Here is a 19,241-nt window from a genome sequence, read left to right as displayed (position 1 = left end):
TCTTACCTGAATGTGTCCGGCCGCTTTCGTGCTGCTTATAAAAAGCGGAGCTTCGGGGACGTTAGCAGCTATGGCCAAACAGGCAAATACGGAAAAGAGCGTCATTTGTTGCGTGAATCTTCCTACAAGGCCCTGCGCTGATCAGACGCTTCCCGCGGGATGAGCTATACACTGCAACGTCCCTGAGCTGACCTTGAGCAGCCCTTGAGAAAAGGAAACGTCATGAACCACAGCACTTTCTGGCTGACCGCGAATGACCGCAGCCGCCTGTACGTCAATCATTGGATGCCGGACGGCCCGGCCAGGGCCGTGATCATGCTGTCCCACGGCATGGCCGAGCACAGCGGGCGCTACGCGCGCCTGGCCGAAGCCTTGTGCCGCGCAGGCTACGGCGTGTATGCGCCGGACCAGCGAGGCCATGGCCGCACCGCCGACGAAGGCACCCTGGGGCTCTACGCCGAAAAAGATGGCTGGAACAAAGTGGTGGGCGACCTGGCCAGTCTCAACCAGCACATCGGCCAGCAACAACCGGGGCTGCCGATCATTTTGCTGGGGCACAGCATGGGCAGCTACATCGCCCAGGCCTACCTGCTGCACCACAGTGCCAGCCTGAATGGGGCGATTCTCAGCGGCTCGAATTTCCAGCCGGTGGCGCTGTATCGCGCCGCACGCCTGATTGCTCGCCTGGAGCGCACACGCCAGGGCCTGCGTGGGCGCAGTGCACTGATCGAGTTCTTGTCGTTCGGCTCATTCAACAAGGCGTTCAAACCCAATCGCACGGCGTTCGATTGGCTCAGCCGCGACCCGGTTGAAGTCGACAAGTACATCAATGACCCACTTTGTGGTTTCCGCTGTACCAACCAGCTGTGGATCGATCTGCTCGGCGGCTTGCAGCAAATCAGCAAAGCGTCCAATCTCGTGCAGATCGATCCGGGCCTGCCGATCCTGGTGATGGGCGGCGAATGTGATCCGGTGAGTGAAGGCAAGCGTCTCAAAAGCCTGGCCCATGCCCTGCGCGAAGCCGGCTGCCAGAACCTGCAACTGAATATCTACCCGCAGGCGCGTCACGAAGTGTTCAACGAAACCAACCGCGATGAAGTCACGGCAGATGTGCTGACGTGGCTCGACCAGGTCATGACCTTGCACAGGCCGGCCCGCTGCGAATAACTTTTCGTTTAAAATCAGACAGTTAAATTACCGATTAGCCACAGGATGCACCCTTAGATGACCCAGGTAACCAACACCCCGTACGAAGCCCTTGAAGTCGGCCAGACCGCCAGCTACAGCAAGACCGTCGAAGAGCGTGATATCCAGCTGTTTGCCGCCATGTCCGGCGACCACAACCCGGTGCACCTGGATGCCGAATACGCCAAGGCGACGATGTTCAAGGAGCGTATCGCCCACGGTATGTTCAGCGGCGCCCTGATCAGCGCGGCCGTTGCCTGCGAACTGCCCGGGCCGGGCACCATCTACATCGGCCAGCAGATGACCTTCCAGAAGCCGGTAAAAATCGGCGATACCCTGACCGTGCGCCTGGAAATCCTCGAAAAGCTGCCGAAGTTTCGCGTGCGCATCGCCACCCGTGTGTTCAACCAGCGCGATGAGCTGGTGGTGGATGGCGAGGCGGAGATCCTCGCGCCACGCAAACAGCAGGTCGTAACGTTGACCGAACTGCCGCCGATCAGCATCGGCTGAGTACGGTTTCAACGCCAACACCATACAAATGTGGGAGGGGGCTTGCTCCCGATTGCGGTGGGCCAGTCATTGAAATATCGACTGATCCACCGCTATCGGGAGCAAGCCCCCTCCCACACTTGCTACACGACAGGACTTACGACTGAGCGCGAGCCTGGTTACGCAGGGCTTTTACCTGGTCGTGATTGCGTTGTACGCCGTGGTACTGACGCTCAACCAGATCACGAATGCCCAGCAGGTTGTGCTTGTTGATCTTCTCGATGGCTTCTTTGTAAGCCTTCAGTGCGTGGTCTTCACCGCGCTCGGCTTCGTTCAGAACAGCCTCTTCGTCCTTACCGGTCAGCATCGACTTTACGTCGACCCAGCCACGGTGCAGGGCGCCGGCTACGCTGCCGGAATCTTCCGGATCACCGCCCAGAGCACGTACGGCGGTTTTCAGTTCGGCGGCGGCAGTGGCGCAATCAGCCGAACGCTTGGCGAACAGAGCCTTGAGTTCAGGGTGCTTGATGTCTTCAGCGCACTCTTTGAAGCCCTTCTGGCCGTCGATGCTGGTCTCGATCAGGTCGTTCAGTACGGAGATCGATTCTTTATTGATGTCAGTCATTTTTCAATTCCTTGTACGGGTTAAGAAGGTTGTCTTAGTTATTGCAGCGCCCGTGCCAAGTTTTCAAAAAGAATATTATTGTTTAAATTCAATAACTTATAAAATATTGAACCATCTGTATCGACGTTATTTGCATGATCTGTCATTTGGCCTTCATGCAGAATGCCTGTATTTTCGAAAATCTCGCCTTACTCCCACGAAGCTCATGAATCCTGAAAAACTTGAACTGCTGATCACCCGCGAAATGCCCTTCGGCAAGTACAAGGGCCGGATCATCGCCGACCTGCCTGGCCCCTACCTGAACTGGTTCGCCCGTGAAGGCTTTCCTCACGGCGAATTGGGCGGCTTGCTGGCATTGATGCAGGAAATCGACCACAACGGCCTGTCCGAACTGCTGGAACCGCTGCGCGTTAAACACGGTAAACCCGCCCCCCGCCATTAAGAGACGCGCCATGCCAAGGAATGCTGATAACGAACTCCACTGGCAGGCCATCGCCCAGCGTTATGCGCTGGAGCCCGGCCCGATCAACCTGGAGAACGGCTACTTCGGGCGCATGAGCCGCGAGGTGCAGGCGCAGTACCTGGAGCACGTGGCGTTTATCAACCGCAGCAACTCGCTGTATGTGCGCCAACGCTTCGAGCAAGGTGAAAACGTCGAGATCCGTCGCCAACTGGCCGGGCTGATCGATGTCGACCCCGAGGCCGTCGCCTTCACCCGCAACGCCACCGAAGCCTTGCAATCGCTGATCCGCAACTACAACCGCCTGCAACCCGGCGATCAGGTGCTGATCAGCGACCTGGAGTACGACACCGTCAAAGGTGCGATGCGCTGGTTGGCAGGGGTTCGCGGGGTGGAGGTCGTGGAGTTGTCCCACACGCACCCGGCCAGTTTCGACAGCCTGCTGCAGACCTATCGCGATGCGTTCGCGCGCTACCCGCGCCTCAAGCTGATGGCACTCACCCATGTAACCCATCGCACCGGCCTGGTGATGCCTGTTGAAGCCATCGCCCAGGCTGCGCGTGAACGTGCCATCGACGTGATCCTCGACGGCGCCCACGCGCTCGGCCAAATCGAGTTCAACCTGGCCGAACTGGGCATTGCCTTCGCCGGATTCAACCTGCACAAATGGATCGGCGCGCCGCTGACCCTGGGGTTTCTCTATATCGCCCCCGAGCGCCTGGCTGACATTGACCCGGACATGGGCGAGTTCCACTACCCCGCCACCGACGTGCGTGCGCGCACGTCGTACAGCACACCCAACTTTCCGGCACTGATGACCTTGCCACTGGTACTGCAAGAACATCGCGCTATGGGCGGCGCGGCGGCCAAGGGCGCGCGGGTGAACCACTTGCGCGACGTGTGGGTAAAACAGGTGCGGGCATTACCGGGGATCGAGGTGCTGACACCGGATGATCCACGGCTGTATTGCGGGATTACGGCGTTCAAGTTCAGCGGGCGGGATCAGCAGGTGATGGTGGATCGCATGCTCAGGGACTACAGCCTATTTACCACCACGCGCACAGGTGCTGCGTTTGGTACCTGTATCCGCGTGACACCGGGGTTGGTGACGTCAGCGGCGGACATCAATGTCCTGGTCAACGCCATTACCGAACTGGCGCACAGCGGCCCGGGGGGCGGGGAAGTTTTTTAGGCAAAAAAAAGCGGTACACCGACCAAGTGCACCGCAAAAATGCCGTTAAGCACAGCAACAACGATTCGATAAATCAGATCAATCCAGCAGCGCCAACGCCTGAGCGGTCACTTCCTGGATGCGGGCCCAGTCGCCGTTCTTGATCCACTCCGGGTCAAGCATCCAGCTGCCGCCCACGCACATCACGTTTTTCAACGCCATGTAGCTCTTGATGTTGGCCGGACCGACGCCGCCGGTCGGGCAGAACTTCACTTCGCCGAACGGGCCGCCCAGGGCCTTGATCGCAGCAACGCCGCCGCTGACTTCGGCCGGGAACAGCTTGAAGCGGCGGTAGCCCAGGCCATAGCCTTCCATGATGCCGGAGGCGTTGCTGATACCTGGCAGCAAAGGAATCGGGCTGTGCACCGAGGCTTCCAGCAGGTCGCGGGTAATGCCGGGGGTGACGATAAATTGCGAACCAGCCACTTCCGCCGCTTCAAGCATGTGGCGGTCGAGTACGGTACCGGCGCCGGTGCACAGTTCAGGACGCTGCTCGCGCAGGACCTGAATGGCCTTGAGGCCGAACTCGGAACGCAGGGTCACTTCCAATGCGGTCAGACCACCGGCTGCCAGGGCATCGGCCAGCGGCAGGATGTCCTGTTCGCGGGCGATGGTGATCACCGGCAGGATCCGCGCCTTGGCGCAGAGGCTGTCGATCAGGGCAACTTTATACGCCATGGACACGGTCGGTTGAGGGCTTTTCATAGCGGCTGATCCTTGGCTCATGGGCACCAGTAAATCTCTAAAGTAGGTTGCAAAAACGCGCGAATCGGCATGGCAGCAACGTCATCACTGGCCAGCGCGGCGCTCAAGGTGGTCAATTTCGAACTGCCGGAAATCGACAGCACGGTGTAGTGGGCCGTGGCCAACAACGCGCGACTCATGGTCAGGCGCTGGTGCGGCACGGTCGGCGCCAGCATTGGCCAGCAACGGCGGGTACCGTCGGCCTGCAGGGCTTCGTTGAGGTTCGGGCTGTCGGGAAACAGCGATGCGGTGTGGCCGTCATCGCCCATGCCCAGCACCAGCACATCAATGGCTGGCAACTCCGCCAGCAGGCGATCAGCCTGCTCGGCAGCGTCATCAAGATTGGCCGCAGCGCTGTACAGGCTGAGAAACTTGGCCTTGGCCGCCGGGCCTTGCAACAAGTGCTGCTTTAGCAGGCCGGCATTGCTGTCGGCGTGTTCAACCGGCACCCAGCGCTCATCGGCGAGGGTGATGGTGACTTTTGACCAGTCCAGGCCTTGCTTGGCCAGGTTCTGGAAAAACGCCACGGGGCTGCGGCCACCGGACACCACCAGGGTTGCCTCGCCACGGGCACTGATGGCCGCGCGCAGTTGTTCGGCCACGTCATTGGCCAGGCCGTCCGCCAGCAGCACAGGCGTGCGGTACTCGTGGGCAGTCACGCCCCGAGGCAGTTTCAATTCAGATATCGCCATACCAAGACCTCCCATCCCGCGTGATCAGTGCAATAGAGCTCATCGGCCCCCAGGACCCCGCCGCATACGGCTTGGGCGCATCACCGGATTTTTTCCACCCGGCGATCAACTGGTCACACCACTTCCACGCGGCTTCGATTTCATCTTTGCGAACAAACAGGTTCTGATTGCCGCGCATCACTTCCAGCAACAACCGCTCGTAGGCATCGGGGATGCGTGCGCTGCGATAGGTGTCAGAAAAATTCAGTTGCAGAGGTCCGCTGCGCAGTTGCATGCCCTTGTCCAGGCCCTGCTCCTTGGTCATCACGCGCAAGGAAATACCTTCGTCCGGCTGCAGGCGAATGATCAACTTGTTGCTGATCTGCAAACGCTGCTCGGGGGCGAAGATGTAATGAGACGGTTCCTTGAAGTGGATGACGATCTGCGACAGCTTCTGCGGCATACGCTTGCCAGTGCGCAGGTAGAACGGCACCCCGGCCCAACGCCAGTTACGGATATCGGCCCGCAGCGCGACGAAGGTTTCGGTGTCGCTCTGGGTGTTGGAATTCTCTTCTTCCAGGTAACCCGGCACCGGCTTGCCAGCGCTGTAGCCGGCGATGTACTGGCCACGCACCACCTGAGTGGTAAGGCCATCCGGGCTGATCGGCGCCAGGGCCTTGAGCACCTTGACCTTCTCGTCACGGATGCTGTCGGCGGACAGGTCGGCCGGCGGGTCCATGGCGATCAGGCACAACAGCTGCAGCAAGTGGTTCTGGATCATGTCGCGCAGCTGGCCGGCCTTGTCGAAATAGCCCCAACGGCCTTCGATACCGACCTGCTCGGCCACGGTGATTTCCACGTGGGAAATGTAGTTCTGGTTCCACTGGGTTTCGAACAGGCTGTTGGCGAAACGCAGGGCGATCAGGTTTTGGACGGTCTCTTTGCCCAGGTAGTGGTCGATGCGGTAGGTGCGGTTTTCCGGGAAAAACTGCGCCACGGCGTCGTTGACCTTGCGCGAGGATTCCAGGTCCGAACCGATGGGTTTTTCCAGCACGACGCGGGTGTTTTCCGCCAGGCCGACCTTGGACAGGTTCTCGCAGATTGCGCCGTACACCGCCGCAGGCGTGGCGAAGTAGGCGATCAGGCGCTGTTCGGTGCCGGCCAGTTCAGCCAGGGCCACGTAGTCGTCGGCTTTCATGAAGTCGACATGGACATAGGTCAGGCGCGCCAGGAAACGCTGGGCGATGCTCTCGTCCAGTTCCTTGTCGACGTATTTACGCAATTCTTTTTCGATATGGGCCAGGTGTTGCTGCTCGGAACCGGCTTCACGGGCCAGGGCCAGGATACGGGTGTCGTCGTGCAGGAGCCCGGCGCCATCGAGTTGATAGAGGGCAGGAAATAACTTGCGCAGCGCCAGATCACCCAAGGCGCCAAACAGGGCAAAGGTGCAGGGTTCTACGGTTATCGAAGGCATGATGTTTGTTCTTTTATCAAGTTAAGCTACAAATACCTTTTTTCAAGGCATCACTCAAGGAAAAATGTAGTAATAACCACAACATTTTCCCGAAATACGCATTCCGAGTGGTGGTGTTCAGCTACCCTCAGTAGGATAGGCCACCGCAAAGGGCCACTCGTCGATTGGTTGCCGCCCTTTATTTGCATCGTCGCCCGAAGGAAAGACTGAATGGACCGCGTGCGAAATCTTCTGGAACAGATCCGGAACCGCCTCGAAGAACTGAACAAGGCTGAGAAAAAAGTAGCCGAGGTCATCCTGCTCAACCCGCAGCAGGCGACCCGCTTCTCCATCGCAGCCCTAGCCCAAGCCGCCTCGGTCAGTGAACCGACGGTCAACCGTTTCTGCCGCTCGTTCGGCGTCAGCGGCTACCCTGAACTTAAATTGCAGTTGGCGCAAAGCCTGGCCAGTGGCGCAGCGTACGTCAGCCGCGCCGTGGAGGCCGATGATAACCCTGAGGCCTACACCCAGAAGATCTTTGGCAGCGCCATCGCTTCCCTGGACAGCGCCTGCCAGGCCCTGGACCCGGCCCTGATCAGCAAGGCCGTGGACCTGTTGATCCAGGCGCGGCAGATCCACTTCTTCGGCCTCGGTGCTTCGGCGCCGGTGGCCATGGATGCGCTGCACAAGTTTTTCCGCTTCAACCTGGCGGTCACCGCCCACGCCGACGTGCTGATGCAACGCATGATCGCCTCGGTGGCCCACACGGGCGAGTTGTTCGTGATCATTTCCTACACCGGGCGCACCCGCGAGCTGGTGGAAGTGGCGCGTATCGCCCGGGAAAACGGTGCGTCAGTGCTGGGCGTAACCGCCGAGAACTCGCCGTTGGCCAAGGCCAGTACCGTAAGCCTGAATATTCCGCTGCCGGAAGACACCGACATCTATATGCCGATGACCTCGCGGATCATCCAATTGACGGTGCTGGATGTGTTGGCGACCGGCATGACTTTGCGCCGTGGGGTAGATTTCCAGCCGCATCTGCGCAAGATCAAAGAGAGTTTGAATGACAGCCGGTATCCGGTTGGGGATGAGTTTAACTAAGCCAGCCTGTGTGTTGGCTTCACTGGCCTCATCGGCGGCAAGCCCCCGATGAGGCCATCAACCACACCGCTAAACCCCAGCCCGCGCCTGCAAACTGAGATGCGCCCTCTCCCCCGGCGCCAGACTCGCCCCGGCCATCGCCGACTCGACACACACAAACCCCGACGCCTCGTTAAAGCTCACCCCCAGCAGCGGCCGGCTGCCGGGATGCCATACCACGGTGTCGGCGCTGTCGCCGGTGTCGATGCACAGTTCGCGCTGCCAGGCATGATCCTTAAGCTGTAGTTCGCCGTCGTGCTGGAACACCCGCTGGCACCCGCCGTCGACGCGCAACTCGCCTTCCTGCTGGCACGCCTGGCGATTGAGCTGGTCGTAACCGTGCGCGCCGTCGAGCCCAGACAGCGCTATCTCATCGACGTGACCAATACGCCAGTAGGCGTGCAAAGCATGGCTCAATTGGCACGGCAACTCGTCCTGATGCTCGGTGCTCAGGCGCAGTTCCAGGGTATCGCCCAGGTGCGCGTGCAGGTCGACCTGCCAATCGCACAGCTGCAATTGCCAGTGCAGGCGCACGCCATCGTCGTCGGTGCTGCTGTCGAGCAGTTTCCAGTCGATCAACCGCGCCCAACCATGGGACGGCCACGCGTTTTCGCTCGGATGGCGGCCATACCACGGCCAGCACACCGGCACGCCGCCACGGATGGCGCCGACTTGCGGCCACTTGGCCGCGCACCACAGCCAGGGTTTCTGGCCACGGGGTTGGAAATGCAACAGTTGCGCACCCTGGCGACTGAACACCGCCTGACACAGCGGATGGTCGATCACCAACACGTCGCGCATCTGAAAGCGCTCCCAAGCGAACACCGGACGCTCGCGCAGGGATTTGAAAAAGCGTTGCAGCGGTTGCTCATGCATGTGCCACGGTCCTGAATATCGTCACAGTGCCACCCAAAAAAAAGCGGATAGCCATGGCTATCCGCAAAATGCGCACAGAGAGAAGGAGCTTATCGCAACAGCGTTAGAACGTAGACTGAATTTTCAGGCCCGCCACCAGCGCGTTGTCGACTTTATCCACGCCGCCCGGTTGGACAACGTATTGCAGGTTGGGACGCACGGTCAGCCAGTTGGTGACGTGGAAGCCGTAGTTGATTTCGAAGTTGTACTCGGTTTCGCGGATCGGCGAGAACAGCGGGTTGTCGTAGTCGGCCACGCCATTCGCGACGTTAAGCAGTTCGGCGTTTTTCTTCACGTCATCGTTGACGTGCAGACGCGCAGCGCCAATGCCGACGTCATCTTTTGGACGCGCGTCGAATGGGCCCTTGTACACCAGCATGATCGACTGATAGTTGTCGACCAGGTTGGTTTCCTTATCGTGGAAGGTCGCGTTGGCAGCGATGTTCAAGCCACGGGAAGCGTCGCCGTTATGGCTGGTGAGTTGCTGTTGGGCAACGAACCAGTAGCCTTTTTTGCTGCTGTGGGTACGGTAGGCCGCGCCCGTGGTGGCAGCATCGTTGCCATTGACGTCTTCACGAACGTCAGCAGCGTCGGCGGCGCTCTTGTAGTAACCCACACGGTATTCGCCCGGCAGGTTATTAACCTTCGGCGACCAGACCAATTCCACCGGAATCACGGTGCCCTTGGTGCCGCTGCCGCTGAGTTTGAAGCCGTTGCCGTGCTCCAGCTGCGATGGGTTCTGGTTGTACGCACCGATCTGCGCATACAGCTCAGGCGTGATGTTGTACTTCACGCGGATCGCGGCCTGGCTGACCGGCCAGTTGTACCAGGTGTTTACATAGTTACCGACCTGGGAGCCACAGAACGACAGGTTCTGGAAGTCGCACGGGAAGGTGTTGAAGTCTTCGCCTTCACCGAAGTAACCGAGCTTCACGTCCAGCTTGTTGTCGAACATCTGGTGCTGAATCCAGAACTGGGTCAGACGGACCATGTGGCCGCGACCGTAGACTTCCATGGACGAACTCAGCGTGCCGGCACGCGGGTCGCCAATGCGGTCGTTGGAGATGTTCTGGCCATTACGGTTAGTCAGTTGGATCTTGGCCTGGGTGTTATCCCAGCCCCACAGCTTTTGCAGGTCCAGCGCTACGCCCAACCCGAACTGGTCGGAGTAACGGCCGGTTCTGTCGTTGTTGTAGCCGCCGCGCAGGTTGGCGCCCATTTCCCCTACGTAGTCAGCCTTGATGTCGATACCTTGCTCGATCAGCTTGGTACGCTCACCGCCCCAATCGCCGGTCATCCACTTGGAATCGGCACTGAATGCATCGGCCGCCATCGCATTGGCGGACAGTACAAGGGCTGCTGCTGCTGACAGTTGGCAGATCAGCCGGGTGTTGTTGTGTTGCTTTTTCATCCCTACATCCTCGTCTTTATTGTTATTAAACTGTTTTTATCTAACGCGGGTTACATTTTTTAATTAAAACAACTACTTATCTCGTTCGCCCTACACTTGTAGGAGCGAGCTTGCCGGCGAAAAACTCAAGGTCAACGCGTTTATCCAGGATGCCCGCGTTATCGTTGACGACCTTCGCGAGCAAGCTCGCTCCTACCGTGTTCAGCGGCCCTTGAACTGAGCCACGTTATCGGCATGCCCTTGCGTTGGCACTGAAGCAGCAGTGCCCAGGCGCTCGCCCGTCTTGGCGTCGAACAGCAACACCTTGGCCGGATCGAATTGCAGCGTCAGGGTCTCGCCCACCTGCGGTGCCACATCGGGCGCCAGGCGGCAGCAGACCTTGGTGTCATTCAGTTGCACGAATACCAGGGTGTCCGGGCCGGTGGGTTCGGTGACCTGGACTTCGGCACGAATACTCGACGAACCATTGCCCTCACCCGCCGCCAGCATGATTTGCTCCGGGCGCAGGCCGAGGATTACATCGCGGTCTTCCAGGCCGGCGTCGTTCATCGCCAGCGGCAGTTCGCAACGGGCCTGACCGCTGTCGAGCAGGGCTACCAGGCGACCGTCCTTGCGTTGCAGGCGCAGGGGCACGAAGTTCATCGGCGGCGAACCGATAAAGCTCGCCACGAACTGGTTGGCCGGGTTGTTGTAAATCTCTTTCGGCGTGCCGAACTGCTGGATGATGCCGTCCTTCATCACCGCCACCTTGTCGCCCAGGGTCATCGCTTCGATCTGGTCGTGGGTCACGTAGACGGTGGTGGTTTTCAGGCGCTGGTGCATCAGCTTCATTTCGGTACGCATCTCGACGCGCAGCTTGGCGTCGAGGTTCGACAGCGGTTCGTCGAACAGGTAGATCTTCGGCCGACGCGCCAGGGCCCGGCCCATGGCCACACGCTGTTGCTGGCCACCGGAGAGCTGGCCTGGCTTGCGGTTGAGCAGGTGTTCGATCTGCAGCAGCTTGGCCACGCGCGCGACTTCGGCGTCGATGTCGGCCTGGGGCATCTTGCGGATCTTGAGGCCGAACTCGATGTTCTCGCGCACGCTCATGGTCGGGTACAGCGCATAGGACTGGAACACCATGGCGATGTCACGGTCCTTGGGGCTCATGCCGCTGACGTCCTGGTCGCCGATCATGATTGCGCCGCCGGTGATGGTCTCCAGGCCCGCGATGCAGTTCATCAGCGTGGACTTACCGCAACCCGAAGGGCCGACCAGGATCAGGAACTCACCTTCCTTGATCGACAGTTCGATGTTCTTCAAGGTGTCGGGCAGGCCGGCGCCATAGGTCTTGTTTACATTGCGAAGTTCAAGCGTAGCCATGATTACCCCTTGACCGCGCCGGCCGTCAGGCCGCGCACGAAATACTTGCCTGCGATCACATAGACCAGCAGGGTCGGCAGCCCGGCGATCATCGCCGCCGCCATATCCACGTTATATTCCTTGGCCCCGGTGCTGGTGTTGACCAGATTGTTCAGCGCCACCGTGATGGGCTGGGAATCGCCACTGGAGAACACCACGCCGAACAGGAAGTCGTTCCAGATCTGAGTGAACTGCCAGATCAGGCAGACCATGATGATCGGCGTGGACATCGGCAGAATGATCTGACGGAAAATGGTGAAGAAACCGGCACCGTCCAGGCGTGCCGCCTTGATCAGCGCATCCGGAATGCTCACGTAGTAGTTACGGAAGAACAGCGTGGTGAACGCCAGACCGTACACAACGTGCACAAACACCAAGCCAGTGGTGGTACTCGCCAGGCCCATCTTGCCGAGGGTGAACGACGCCGGCAGCAGCACGGTCTGGAACGGCAGGAAGCAGCCGAACAACAGCAAACCGAAAAACAACTGCGAACCACGGAAGCGCCAGAACGACAGCACATAGCCGTTCAACGCGCCGATGGCGGTGGAAATCAGCACGGCCGGCACGGTGATCTTGATCGAGTTCCAGAAGTAGCCATCCACCGTGGCCCAGGCCTTGACCCAGCCGATGCCGCTGACCACGGTCGGCCAGCTCAGCAGGTTGCCGGTGCTGATGTCTTCCGGGGTCTTGAAGCTGGTGAGCAGCATCACCACCAGCGGTACCAGGTACAGCAACACAGCCAGGATCAACACCGCGTAGATCGCGATGCGGCTCAGGCTGATGGCAGGTTTGGCAGCGAGACTAGTCATTACGCTTGGTCCTCAGCTCGGAGTAGAGGTAAGGCACGATGATCGCGAGGATCGCACCGAGCATCAGGATTGCACTGGCCGAGCCCATGCCCATCTGGCCACGGCTGAAGGTGAACGAGTACATGAACATCGCGGGCAGGTCGGACGAGTAGCCCGGACCACCGGCCGTCATGGCCGCCACCAGGTCGAAGCTCTTGATCGCAATGTGCGCCAGGATCATCACCGCACTGAAAAACACCGGACGCAGGCTGGGCAGCACCACGCTCCAGTAGATGCGCGGCAGGCTTGCGCCGTCGATCTGGGCGGCACGGATGATCGACTGATCAACGCCACGCAGGCCGGCGAGGAACATCGCCATGATGAAACCGGAGGCTTGCCACACAGCAGCAATCACCAGGCAATAGACCACGCGGTCCGGGTCGATCAGCCAGTCGAGACGGAAGCCTTCCCAGCCCCAGTCACGCAGGAGTTTGTCCAGGCCCATGCCCGGGTTGAGCAGCCATTTCCAGGCGGTACCGGTGACGATCATCGAGAGCGCCATCGGGTACAGGTAAATGGTGCGGATAAAACCTTCGCGGCGGATTTTCTGGTCGAGGAAAATCGCCAGCGTCACGCCGATCACCAAGGTGATGCCGATAAACATCCCGCCGAAAAGCGCCAGGTTCTTGCTCGCCACCCACCAGCGGTCGTTGTCGAACAACCGTTCGTATTGCGCAAGACCCGCCCATTTGTAGCTCGGCAGGAACGTAGACGTGGTGAACGAGAGCACAAACGTCCACAGGATGTAGCCGTAGAAGCCCACCAACACGATGAACATGCTGGGCGCCAGCACCAGTTTGGGTAGCCAGCGCTGCAGTGCATCGAACGGCGAGGCTTTGCTGAACACAGCAACAGAACTCATGGGGAAATCCAATACAGGGAAAAAGGACTACAGAAGCACGCCTTGTGAGGGGTCAGGGGTCCCCCTCACAAGGTCAACCGTTACTTGGCAGACTTGATCGCAGCGCCGAGTTTCTTGGCGGTGTCGGCCGGGTCGGCTTTCGGGTCGTTGATGTAGTTGGTCACGACATCAAAGAACGCGCCTTGCACGGCCAGGGTAGTGGCCATGTTGTGCGCCATGCTTGGCTGCAGGCCGCCGCTCTTGGCGTCAGCCAGGAAGTCCTTGGCCGCAGTCTGGGCGCAGGAGTCGAAGCCGAGCTTGTCCATTTCATTGAGCATGTCGGTACGAACAGGGATCGAGCCCTTGTTGATGCTGAAGACCTTCTGGAAGTTTTCACCCAGCACGACTTTGGCGATGTCCTGCTGGCCAGCAGCAGTGCCTTTGTCTTTCTGCTTGAACACCGCCAGGGAGTCGATGTTGTAGGTGAAGGCTTTGTCGGTGCCCGGGAAGGCTACGCACTCGTAGTCTTTGCCGGCGACTTTCTTGGCGGCGGTCCATTCGGATTTGGCCCAGTCACCCATGATCTGCATGCCGGCCTTGCCGTTGATGACCTTGCCGGCTTCGAGGTTCCAGTCCTGGCCTTTGCCGTCGACGTCCATATAGGTCGCGACTTTCTTCAGCTCGGTCAGGGACTTGACCATTTCCGGGCCGGTCAGCGCAGCGTTATCCAGGTCGACCAGGGCTTTCTTGTAGCCATCGGCGCCCATTACCGACAGGACCACCGCTTCGAAGACGGTGCTGTCCTGCCAAGGCTGGCCACCGTGGGCGAGCGGAATGAAGCCCGCGGCCTTGAGCTTGTCGCCGGCTGCGTAGAATTCTTCGAGGGTGGTTGGGTTCTTGGTGATACCGGCTTTCTTGAAGACTTCCGGGTTGATCCACAGCCAGTTCACGCGGTGGATGTTGACCGGTACGGCGACGTAGTCACCGTCGTACTTCACGGTGTCGGAGACTTTCTTGTCGAGCAGGGAATCCCATTTTTCGTCTTTGGCGACGGACTTCAGGACGTCGGTGTCGAGCAGGCCGGTGGACGCCCATTCCTGGATGTCAGGGCCTTTGATCTGGGCAACGCCTGGCGGATTGCCGGCGACCGCGCGGCTTTTCAGCACGGTCATGGCCGTGGCGCCACCACCACCTGCGACGGCACCGTCTTTCCAGGTAAAGCCGTCTTTCTCTACTTGGGCCTTCAGGACATCTACAGCCGCTTTTTCGCCACCCGAGGTCCACCAATGCACAACTTCAACCGTCCCTTTGGAGTCGGCGGCAAATGCACTGAGGGGAAACAACGAGGCAACGGAAATAGCTACGGCGAGGCGATTAATCGCGTTCATCTGAATACCTTTTCTTGTTGTTATGCATGCAAGTCTAGAGCTTGCGCTGCACGGAGTTTAAACATGGTTTTTTCGAGCGCAGGTAACAAAGGGATGCACAAATGTCACCACTTGGTGACATAACCCCCAGCACTTAAAGCGCTGGCCATGCTTGGCGCCAAAGGCAGTGCAGGCAGCACTACCGCTTGCCAGGCATGGTACAGGTCCGGTTTGCCGCCCCAGATGTTGCTGCTGGGCTGGTTGTGCGGGCCGAGTTCGTGGTGCCAGCTGCCGTGGATACGGTCAATGAAATGGGTGTCGCAAAACTCCCAGAAACGCCGGTACCAGGTTTCGTAATGCAACTCACCCGTGCGTTTAAGCAAGGCCTGGGCAGCAGCGCTGGCTTCAGCGTGGGTCCAGTGCAGACGCTCACGCACGACCGGGCGCTGGTTCCAGTCCAGGGTGTAGACGATGCCGGGAGCGCCATCCACGGCCCAGGCATATTCGCAGGCGCTGGCGAACAGGCCCTTGGCCGCGCTCAGCAGCCAGTCCGGCGTGGCCAGCCCGGCCTGCTGGCGTGCCGCTTCCAGGTGCAGCACCAGCCGCGCCCACTCAAAACCGTGGCCGGGGGTGATGCCATAGGGGCGGAAGCCGTCGGCGGGGTTGTCTTCGTTGTAATCGAGCAGGGGTTTCCACTGAGTGTCGAAATGCTCGATCACCATGAACTGATTGGCGGCGGCGTGGGTATGAATCACCCGCTCGACGATGCGCAGGGCGCGGTCCAGCCAACGTGTGTCAGCGGTGACATCGGCCAGGGCCAGGAAGGCTTCGGTGGCGTGCATGTTGCTGTTGGCGCCGCGATAGGCTTCAACGCCGCTCCAGTCCCGGGCAAACGATTCGAGCATCACGCCTTCCTCTTCGCTCCAGAAGAACTGGTCGATGATATGGATAGCGTCGTTGAGCAGGTTTTGTGCCCCGGGCGCGCCCGCCACCACCGCTGAGCTGGCCGCCAGGGCGACAAAGGCGTGCAGGTAGGCAGCCTTGCCGGTGTTGCCATCCAGGGCCTGGGGCGTGGCAAACCAGCCGCCGTGTTCGCTGTCGCGCAAAGGCCCGCTCAGGGCCGCAACACCGTGCGCCACCAGGTCGGCATAACCCGGCACCCCCATGGCATGGGCCATGGCGAAGCTGTGGGTCATGCGTGCGGTATTCATGGTTTCGGCGTGGGCATCGGCCGGCAATTGGCCTTTGTCGTCGAGATTGCCAAAACCCTCAGGCAGACGAGATGCCTTGGCGAATGCCAGCAGGCGCTGGCCTTCGGCGGCGAGCCAAGCGTGATGGGCAGGTGCATTCAGCCAACTGCTGGCAGGCAGTGGTTGCGTGGTCATGGGTGGCCCTTATTATTTTTTGTGGGATGACCCGGAGTCTAAACAAGGGTGAGGTGGGGGCAAGTAACGAAGGGGATGGGAAATGTCACCAGACGGTGACATTCAAGCCGCTTAGGCGGCCTGTGGCGAGCAAGCTTGCCACAGGCCCGATATTACTGGCCGAGCGGCGTGACCGCCGCAGGCGCATTCAGGCGCTGGTTCAGGTTCTGCACCTGGCTTTGCAAGGTGGTGATATTGCGGGTGGTCTGGATGCGAAACACGTCGAACTCTTTATTCGTCGGCGCATCGCTGTTGGCCGGCTGGCTGTCCTGGGCGCTTTTGAGTACCACCAGATCCTGCTCAAGACGGGCGATGGCCGCGCTCGGGTTACCTTGTTTTTTCAAGGCGGCAACATCTGCGACCAATTCCTTTATCTCGGCATCGTGCTTGCCGGCATCACCCTGCGCCGCCTTCAGGCTCGCCACGGCATCGGTCAAGGCTTGCACCTGGCCTTGCAGCTTGGCATTGGCGCTCGACAGCTCAGTGGTGCTGGCGGTCATTTTCGCCAGCCGCGTGTCCAGCTCGGTGGCCTGGCCGGCAACGCCGAGCTGCTGTTTACCCTGCTCCAGCAACTGACTTTCGAGCTGTTTGATCTGCAGTTTCAGCGCTTCGCTGCCGTTGTTCACGCTGGCTTCACTGGCGACGACCTTGCCGGAAATGTCCTGCAGGCGCCCCGCCGCTTCTTCGCTGATGCGCGCAAAACTTTCCTGGGTGGCGACCAACTGCTGGCCCATCAGCGAGATCTGCTGGAAGCTCCACCAGGCCAGGCCGGTAAACGCGATCAGCAGTGCGCCGATCAATGCCCACAGCGGGCCGGTGCTGGGCCCCTTGACCTTGACCACAGGCGTAGTGCGCGAACGTACGGAAGTGGCTGGGGATGGCTCGAAATCATCGTCATCCCCGTGATCAGCCCGCAGGCTGGGAACGTTGTCGAAATCGTCTTTAGCATCGTTACGCATGAATCAACCCTGAATCGGTGAGTTAGCTGGCTGCAAAGCCGAGCGGCGGGAGTATAAACCGCAACCCCGCCGCACTGATCGACCCGGAACCTGGAACTCGGTTCCCGATGTGTTGCCTGTTGTGACCTTACTTGAGCCCGGGATCCTGGGCCTTCCACCAACTGCAAAACTCGTCGAGGGCGGTCCACAGGCTGACTTTAGGCTCGTAATCCAGATAATGCCTGGCTCGGCTGATGTCGAGGGTGAAATCTTTGTTCATAACCTGCATCCCCAGCCGCGACAACGACGGCTCCGGTCGTCCCGGCCACAGGGCACAGACTGCCTCGTTCAATGCCGCCACGCTGTAGGACAAGGCGTAGGACCGATACCGGGTGACCTGGGGCAACTCCATCTGGCGCATCACGTAGTTCACCACATCCCACACCGGCACAGGCGCGCCGTTGCTGATGTTATAGGCCTTGCCCAGCGCAGACCCTGGGGCCAGCAAACTGCTGAGCAAGGCTTCGTTAAGGTTGTGAATGCTGGTGAAATCCACCTTGTTCAGGCCATCGCCGACGATGGCCAGACGGTTTTTGCGCTGCATTTTCAACAGGCGCGGGAAAATGCTCATGTCCCCGGCGCCGGTCACAAAACGCGGGCGCAGGGCCAGCACTTCCAGGCCGAACTCCTGGGCGCCGAACACCTTCTGCTCGGCCAGGTACTTCGTGGCGGCGTAAGGGTGTTTGAAACGCTTAGGGACTTGCTCTTCCGTCAGCCCGAGGTGATCGCGCCCGTCAAAGTAGATCGACGGCGACGACAGGTGGACCAGGCGGCCAACGCGCTGCTTGAGGCAGGCCTCGACAACGTTTTCAGTCACCAGCACGTTGCCTTGATGGAAGTCCTGATACTTCCCCCACAGCCCAACAGCACCGGCGCAATGCACCACGGCTTCGACATCGCGGCACAGGTCGCGCACCAGGTTGGCATCATTCAGATCACCCTGGATAAACTCGGCACCGCGCCGGACCAGGTGCTCCACCCCTTCGGCGCGTCGCCCGTTGACCCGTACGTCGAGCCCCTGCTCCAGGGCGAAACGCGCAAAGCGCCCGCCGATGAAGCCGCTTGCGCCGGTGACCAGAATCTTCATGTATTACCCCGTGTTCTTTCATTTTTCATCGCTGTTGCCTTGACGACCGCCGTCAGTCCAACGGCACCAACCATTGTCCACAGGCCTGGGCCAGATGGTTGGTCAACAGGCCCAACAGCTGCCCACCGCTGCGCCAATGATGCCAGTACAACGGCACATCGATGGGCTTATCTGGCAATAACTCGACCAGCACGCCCGTTTCCAACTGGTCGCGCACCTGCAATTCAGGCACCAGCCCCCACCCGAGCCCAGCCTCCGCCAGGCGGATAAAGCCTTCGGACGATGGGCATAAATGGTGTTCGAAACCTCCGTCCACGCCCAGGGACGCCAAGTAGCGATGCTGCAGGAAATCATCCGGGCCAAACACCAGTGCCGGTGTGCGCGCCAGTTGATCGGCGCGCACGCCTTGGGGGAAATGCCGGGCAATAAAGGCTGGGCTGGCCAGCGCCCGATAACGCATGGCCCCCAGCAACAGGCTGCGAGCGCCGGCCACCGGGCGTTCGCTGGCACAAATACAGGCGGCCACCTCACCGGCGCGCATGCGCTTGAGGCCCACCGTCTGGTCCTCTACGACCAGGTCCAGGAGCAGATGCTGCTCGGCACAAAAATCACTGACCGCCTCGGCCCACCAAGTGGCCAGGCTGTCGGCATTCAGCGCGATGCGCAGGCGCTCGGGCATGCCTTCGTCATCCAACGCCGGCACCTGGCTTTGCAGGTCGCGCTCCAGCAACCGCACCTGCTGCACATGGTTAAGCAGCCGCCGACCAATATCGGTGGGCGTCGGCGGTGTCACCCGCACCAGCACCGGCTGGCCGATGCGTGCTTCCAACAGTTTGATGCGCTGGGAAATCGCCGATTGCGACAAGCCCAATACCTGGGCACCGCGCTCGAAGCCGGCCTGTTCCACCACCGCCGCCAGGGCGGAAAGCAATTTATAGTCGAACATCAGTT

Annotated in this window: 19 protein-coding genes; 5 read left to right on the top strand and 14 right to left on the bottom strand. The window is 60.2% G+C overall.

Annotated elements, in window-relative coordinates; all coding sequences use genetic code 11:
* The first annotated feature begins 222 nt into the window (after positions 1-222).
* Together AD670_RS28310 and AD670_RS28305 are read left to right on the top strand one after the other, a co-directional pair.
* Positions 223-1,167 (top strand): alpha/beta hydrolase, encoded by a 945-nt coding sequence (locus AD670_RS28310; protein WP_053139948.1) that lies wholly within the window; start codon positions 223-225, stop codon positions 1,165-1,167.
* Between the two features lie 57 nt (positions 1,168-1,224).
* The gene (locus AD670_RS28305) at positions 1,225-1,695 is read left to right on the top strand and encodes a MaoC family dehydratase (RefSeq protein ID WP_024077080.1); all 471 of its coding nucleotides are present in this window, start codon (positions 1,225-1,227) and stop codon (positions 1,693-1,695) included.
* Positions 1,696-1,831: 136 nt separating this feature from the next.
* Here AD670_RS28305 and AD670_RS28300 read toward each other — a convergent pair whose 3' ends face one another.
* On the bottom strand, positions 1,832-2,299 hold the full coding sequence (locus AD670_RS28300) for a PA2169 family four-helix-bundle protein (protein WP_010208206.1): 468 nt from the start codon (positions 2,297-2,299) through the stop codon (positions 1,832-1,834).
* A gap of 205 nt (positions 2,300-2,504) precedes the next feature.
* Between AD670_RS28300 and AD670_RS28295 the strand changes: the two genes are divergently transcribed.
* Both AD670_RS28295 and AD670_RS28290 read left to right on the top strand, forming a co-directional pair.
* A complete protein-coding gene (locus AD670_RS28295; RefSeq protein WP_017139191.1) occupies positions 2,505-2,741 on the top strand; it encodes a DUF3820 family protein in 237 nt (78 codons plus the stop codon).
* Positions 2,742-2,751: 10 nt separating this feature from the next.
* Entirely contained in the window at positions 2,752-3,951 is a 1,200-nt protein-coding gene (locus tag AD670_RS28290; protein WP_053139946.1) for an aminotransferase class V-fold PLP-dependent enzyme, read from the top strand.
* Positions 3,952-4,029: 78 nt separating this feature from the next.
* On the opposite strand, the gene AD670_RS28285 is transcribed toward AD670_RS28290, so the two are convergent.
* Genes AD670_RS28285 through zwf form a run of 3 tightly spaced genes read right to left on the bottom strand, consistent with a single transcriptional unit; the run spans position 4,030 to position 6,879 of the window.
* Positions 4,030-4,695 (bottom strand): bifunctional 4-hydroxy-2-oxoglutarate aldolase/2-dehydro-3-deoxy-phosphogluconate aldolase, encoded by a 666-nt coding sequence (locus AD670_RS28285; protein ID WP_053139944.1) that lies wholly within the window; start codon positions 4,693-4,695, stop codon positions 4,030-4,032.
* A gap of 17 nt (positions 4,696-4,712) precedes the next feature.
* Positions 4,713-5,426: a 6-phosphogluconolactonase gene (pgl, locus tag AD670_RS28280; protein ID WP_053139942.1), complete on the bottom strand. Its 714-nt coding sequence runs from the start codon at positions 5,424-5,426 to the stop codon at positions 4,713-4,715.
* On the bottom strand, positions 5,413-6,879 hold the full coding sequence (gene zwf / locus AD670_RS28275; protein WP_053139940.1) for a glucose-6-phosphate dehydrogenase: 1,467 nt from the start codon (positions 6,877-6,879) through the stop codon (positions 5,413-5,415). The genes pgl and zwf overlap by 14 nt, the downstream gene beginning before the upstream one ends.
* A 219-nt stretch (positions 6,880-7,098) precedes the next feature.
* Between zwf and AD670_RS28270 the strand changes: the two genes are divergently transcribed.
* Positions 7,099-7,959, top strand: coding sequence for a MurR/RpiR family transcriptional regulator (locus AD670_RS28270; RefSeq protein WP_170039859.1), 861 nt, complete (start codon positions 7,099-7,101; stop codon positions 7,957-7,959).
* A gap of 69 nt (positions 7,960-8,028) precedes the next feature.
* Here AD670_RS28270 and AD670_RS28265 read toward each other — a convergent pair whose 3' ends face one another.
* The 10 genes from AD670_RS28265 to AD670_RS28220 form a co-directional block, all read right to left on the bottom strand.
* Positions 8,029-8,874, bottom strand: a complete 846-nt coding sequence (locus tag AD670_RS28265; RefSeq protein ID WP_053139938.1) for a D-hexose-6-phosphate mutarotase — start codon at positions 8,872-8,874, stop codon at positions 8,029-8,031.
* Positions 8,875-8,977: 103 nt separating this feature from the next.
* The gene (locus tag AD670_RS28260) at positions 8,978-10,324 is read right to left on the bottom strand and encodes a carbohydrate porin (protein ID WP_053139936.1); all 1,347 of its coding nucleotides are present in this window, start codon (positions 10,322-10,324) and stop codon (positions 8,978-8,980) included.
* 201 nt (positions 10,325-10,525) lie between these two features.
* A complete protein-coding gene (locus AD670_RS28255; protein ID WP_053139934.1) occupies positions 10,526-11,686 on the bottom strand; it encodes an ABC transporter ATP-binding protein in 1,161 nt (386 codons plus the stop codon).
* 2 nt (positions 11,687-11,688) lie between these two features.
* Positions 11,689-12,534 (bottom strand): carbohydrate ABC transporter permease, encoded by an 846-nt coding sequence (locus AD670_RS28250; RefSeq protein WP_034115702.1) that lies wholly within the window; start codon positions 12,532-12,534, stop codon positions 11,689-11,691.
* A complete protein-coding gene (locus AD670_RS28245) occupies positions 12,527-13,435 on the bottom strand; it encodes a carbohydrate ABC transporter permease (protein ID WP_003175732.1) in 909 nt (302 codons plus the stop codon). Before AD670_RS28245 ends, AD670_RS28250 begins: the two co-directional genes overlap by 8 nt.
* Before the next feature lie 80 nt (positions 13,436-13,515).
* Positions 13,516-14,802, bottom strand: a complete 1,287-nt coding sequence (locus AD670_RS28240; RefSeq protein ID WP_053139932.1) for an ABC transporter substrate-binding protein — start codon at positions 14,800-14,802, stop codon at positions 13,516-13,518.
* Between the two features lie 104 nt (positions 14,803-14,906).
* A complete protein-coding gene (locus AD670_RS28235) occupies positions 14,907-16,166 on the bottom strand; it encodes an AGE family epimerase/isomerase (protein ID WP_053139930.1) in 1,260 nt (419 codons plus the stop codon).
* 152 nt (positions 16,167-16,318) lie between these two features.
* The gene (locus tag AD670_RS28230) at positions 16,319-17,164 is read right to left on the bottom strand and encodes an ATPase (RefSeq protein WP_053139927.1); all 846 of its coding nucleotides are present in this window, start codon (positions 17,162-17,164) and stop codon (positions 16,319-16,321) included.
* Between the two features lie 127 nt (positions 17,165-17,291).
* Positions 17,292-18,290, bottom strand: a complete 999-nt coding sequence (locus tag AD670_RS28225; protein WP_053139925.1) for an NAD(P)-dependent oxidoreductase — start codon at positions 18,288-18,290, stop codon at positions 17,292-17,294.
* Between the two features lie 52 nt (positions 18,291-18,342).
* Complete coding sequence (locus AD670_RS28220; protein WP_053139923.1) at positions 18,343-19,236, bottom strand: LysR family transcriptional regulator ArgP; 894 nt, start codon at positions 19,234-19,236, stop codon at positions 18,343-18,345.
* Positions 19,237-19,241: the final 5 nt, after the last annotated feature.

The sequence above is a fragment of the Pseudomonas sp. MIACH genome (assembly GCF_001269925.1).
Taxonomy (GTDB): domain Bacteria; phylum Pseudomonadota; class Gammaproteobacteria; order Pseudomonadales; family Pseudomonadaceae; genus Aquipseudomonas.
This window is presented reverse-complemented; position numbering and strand designations above follow the sequence as displayed.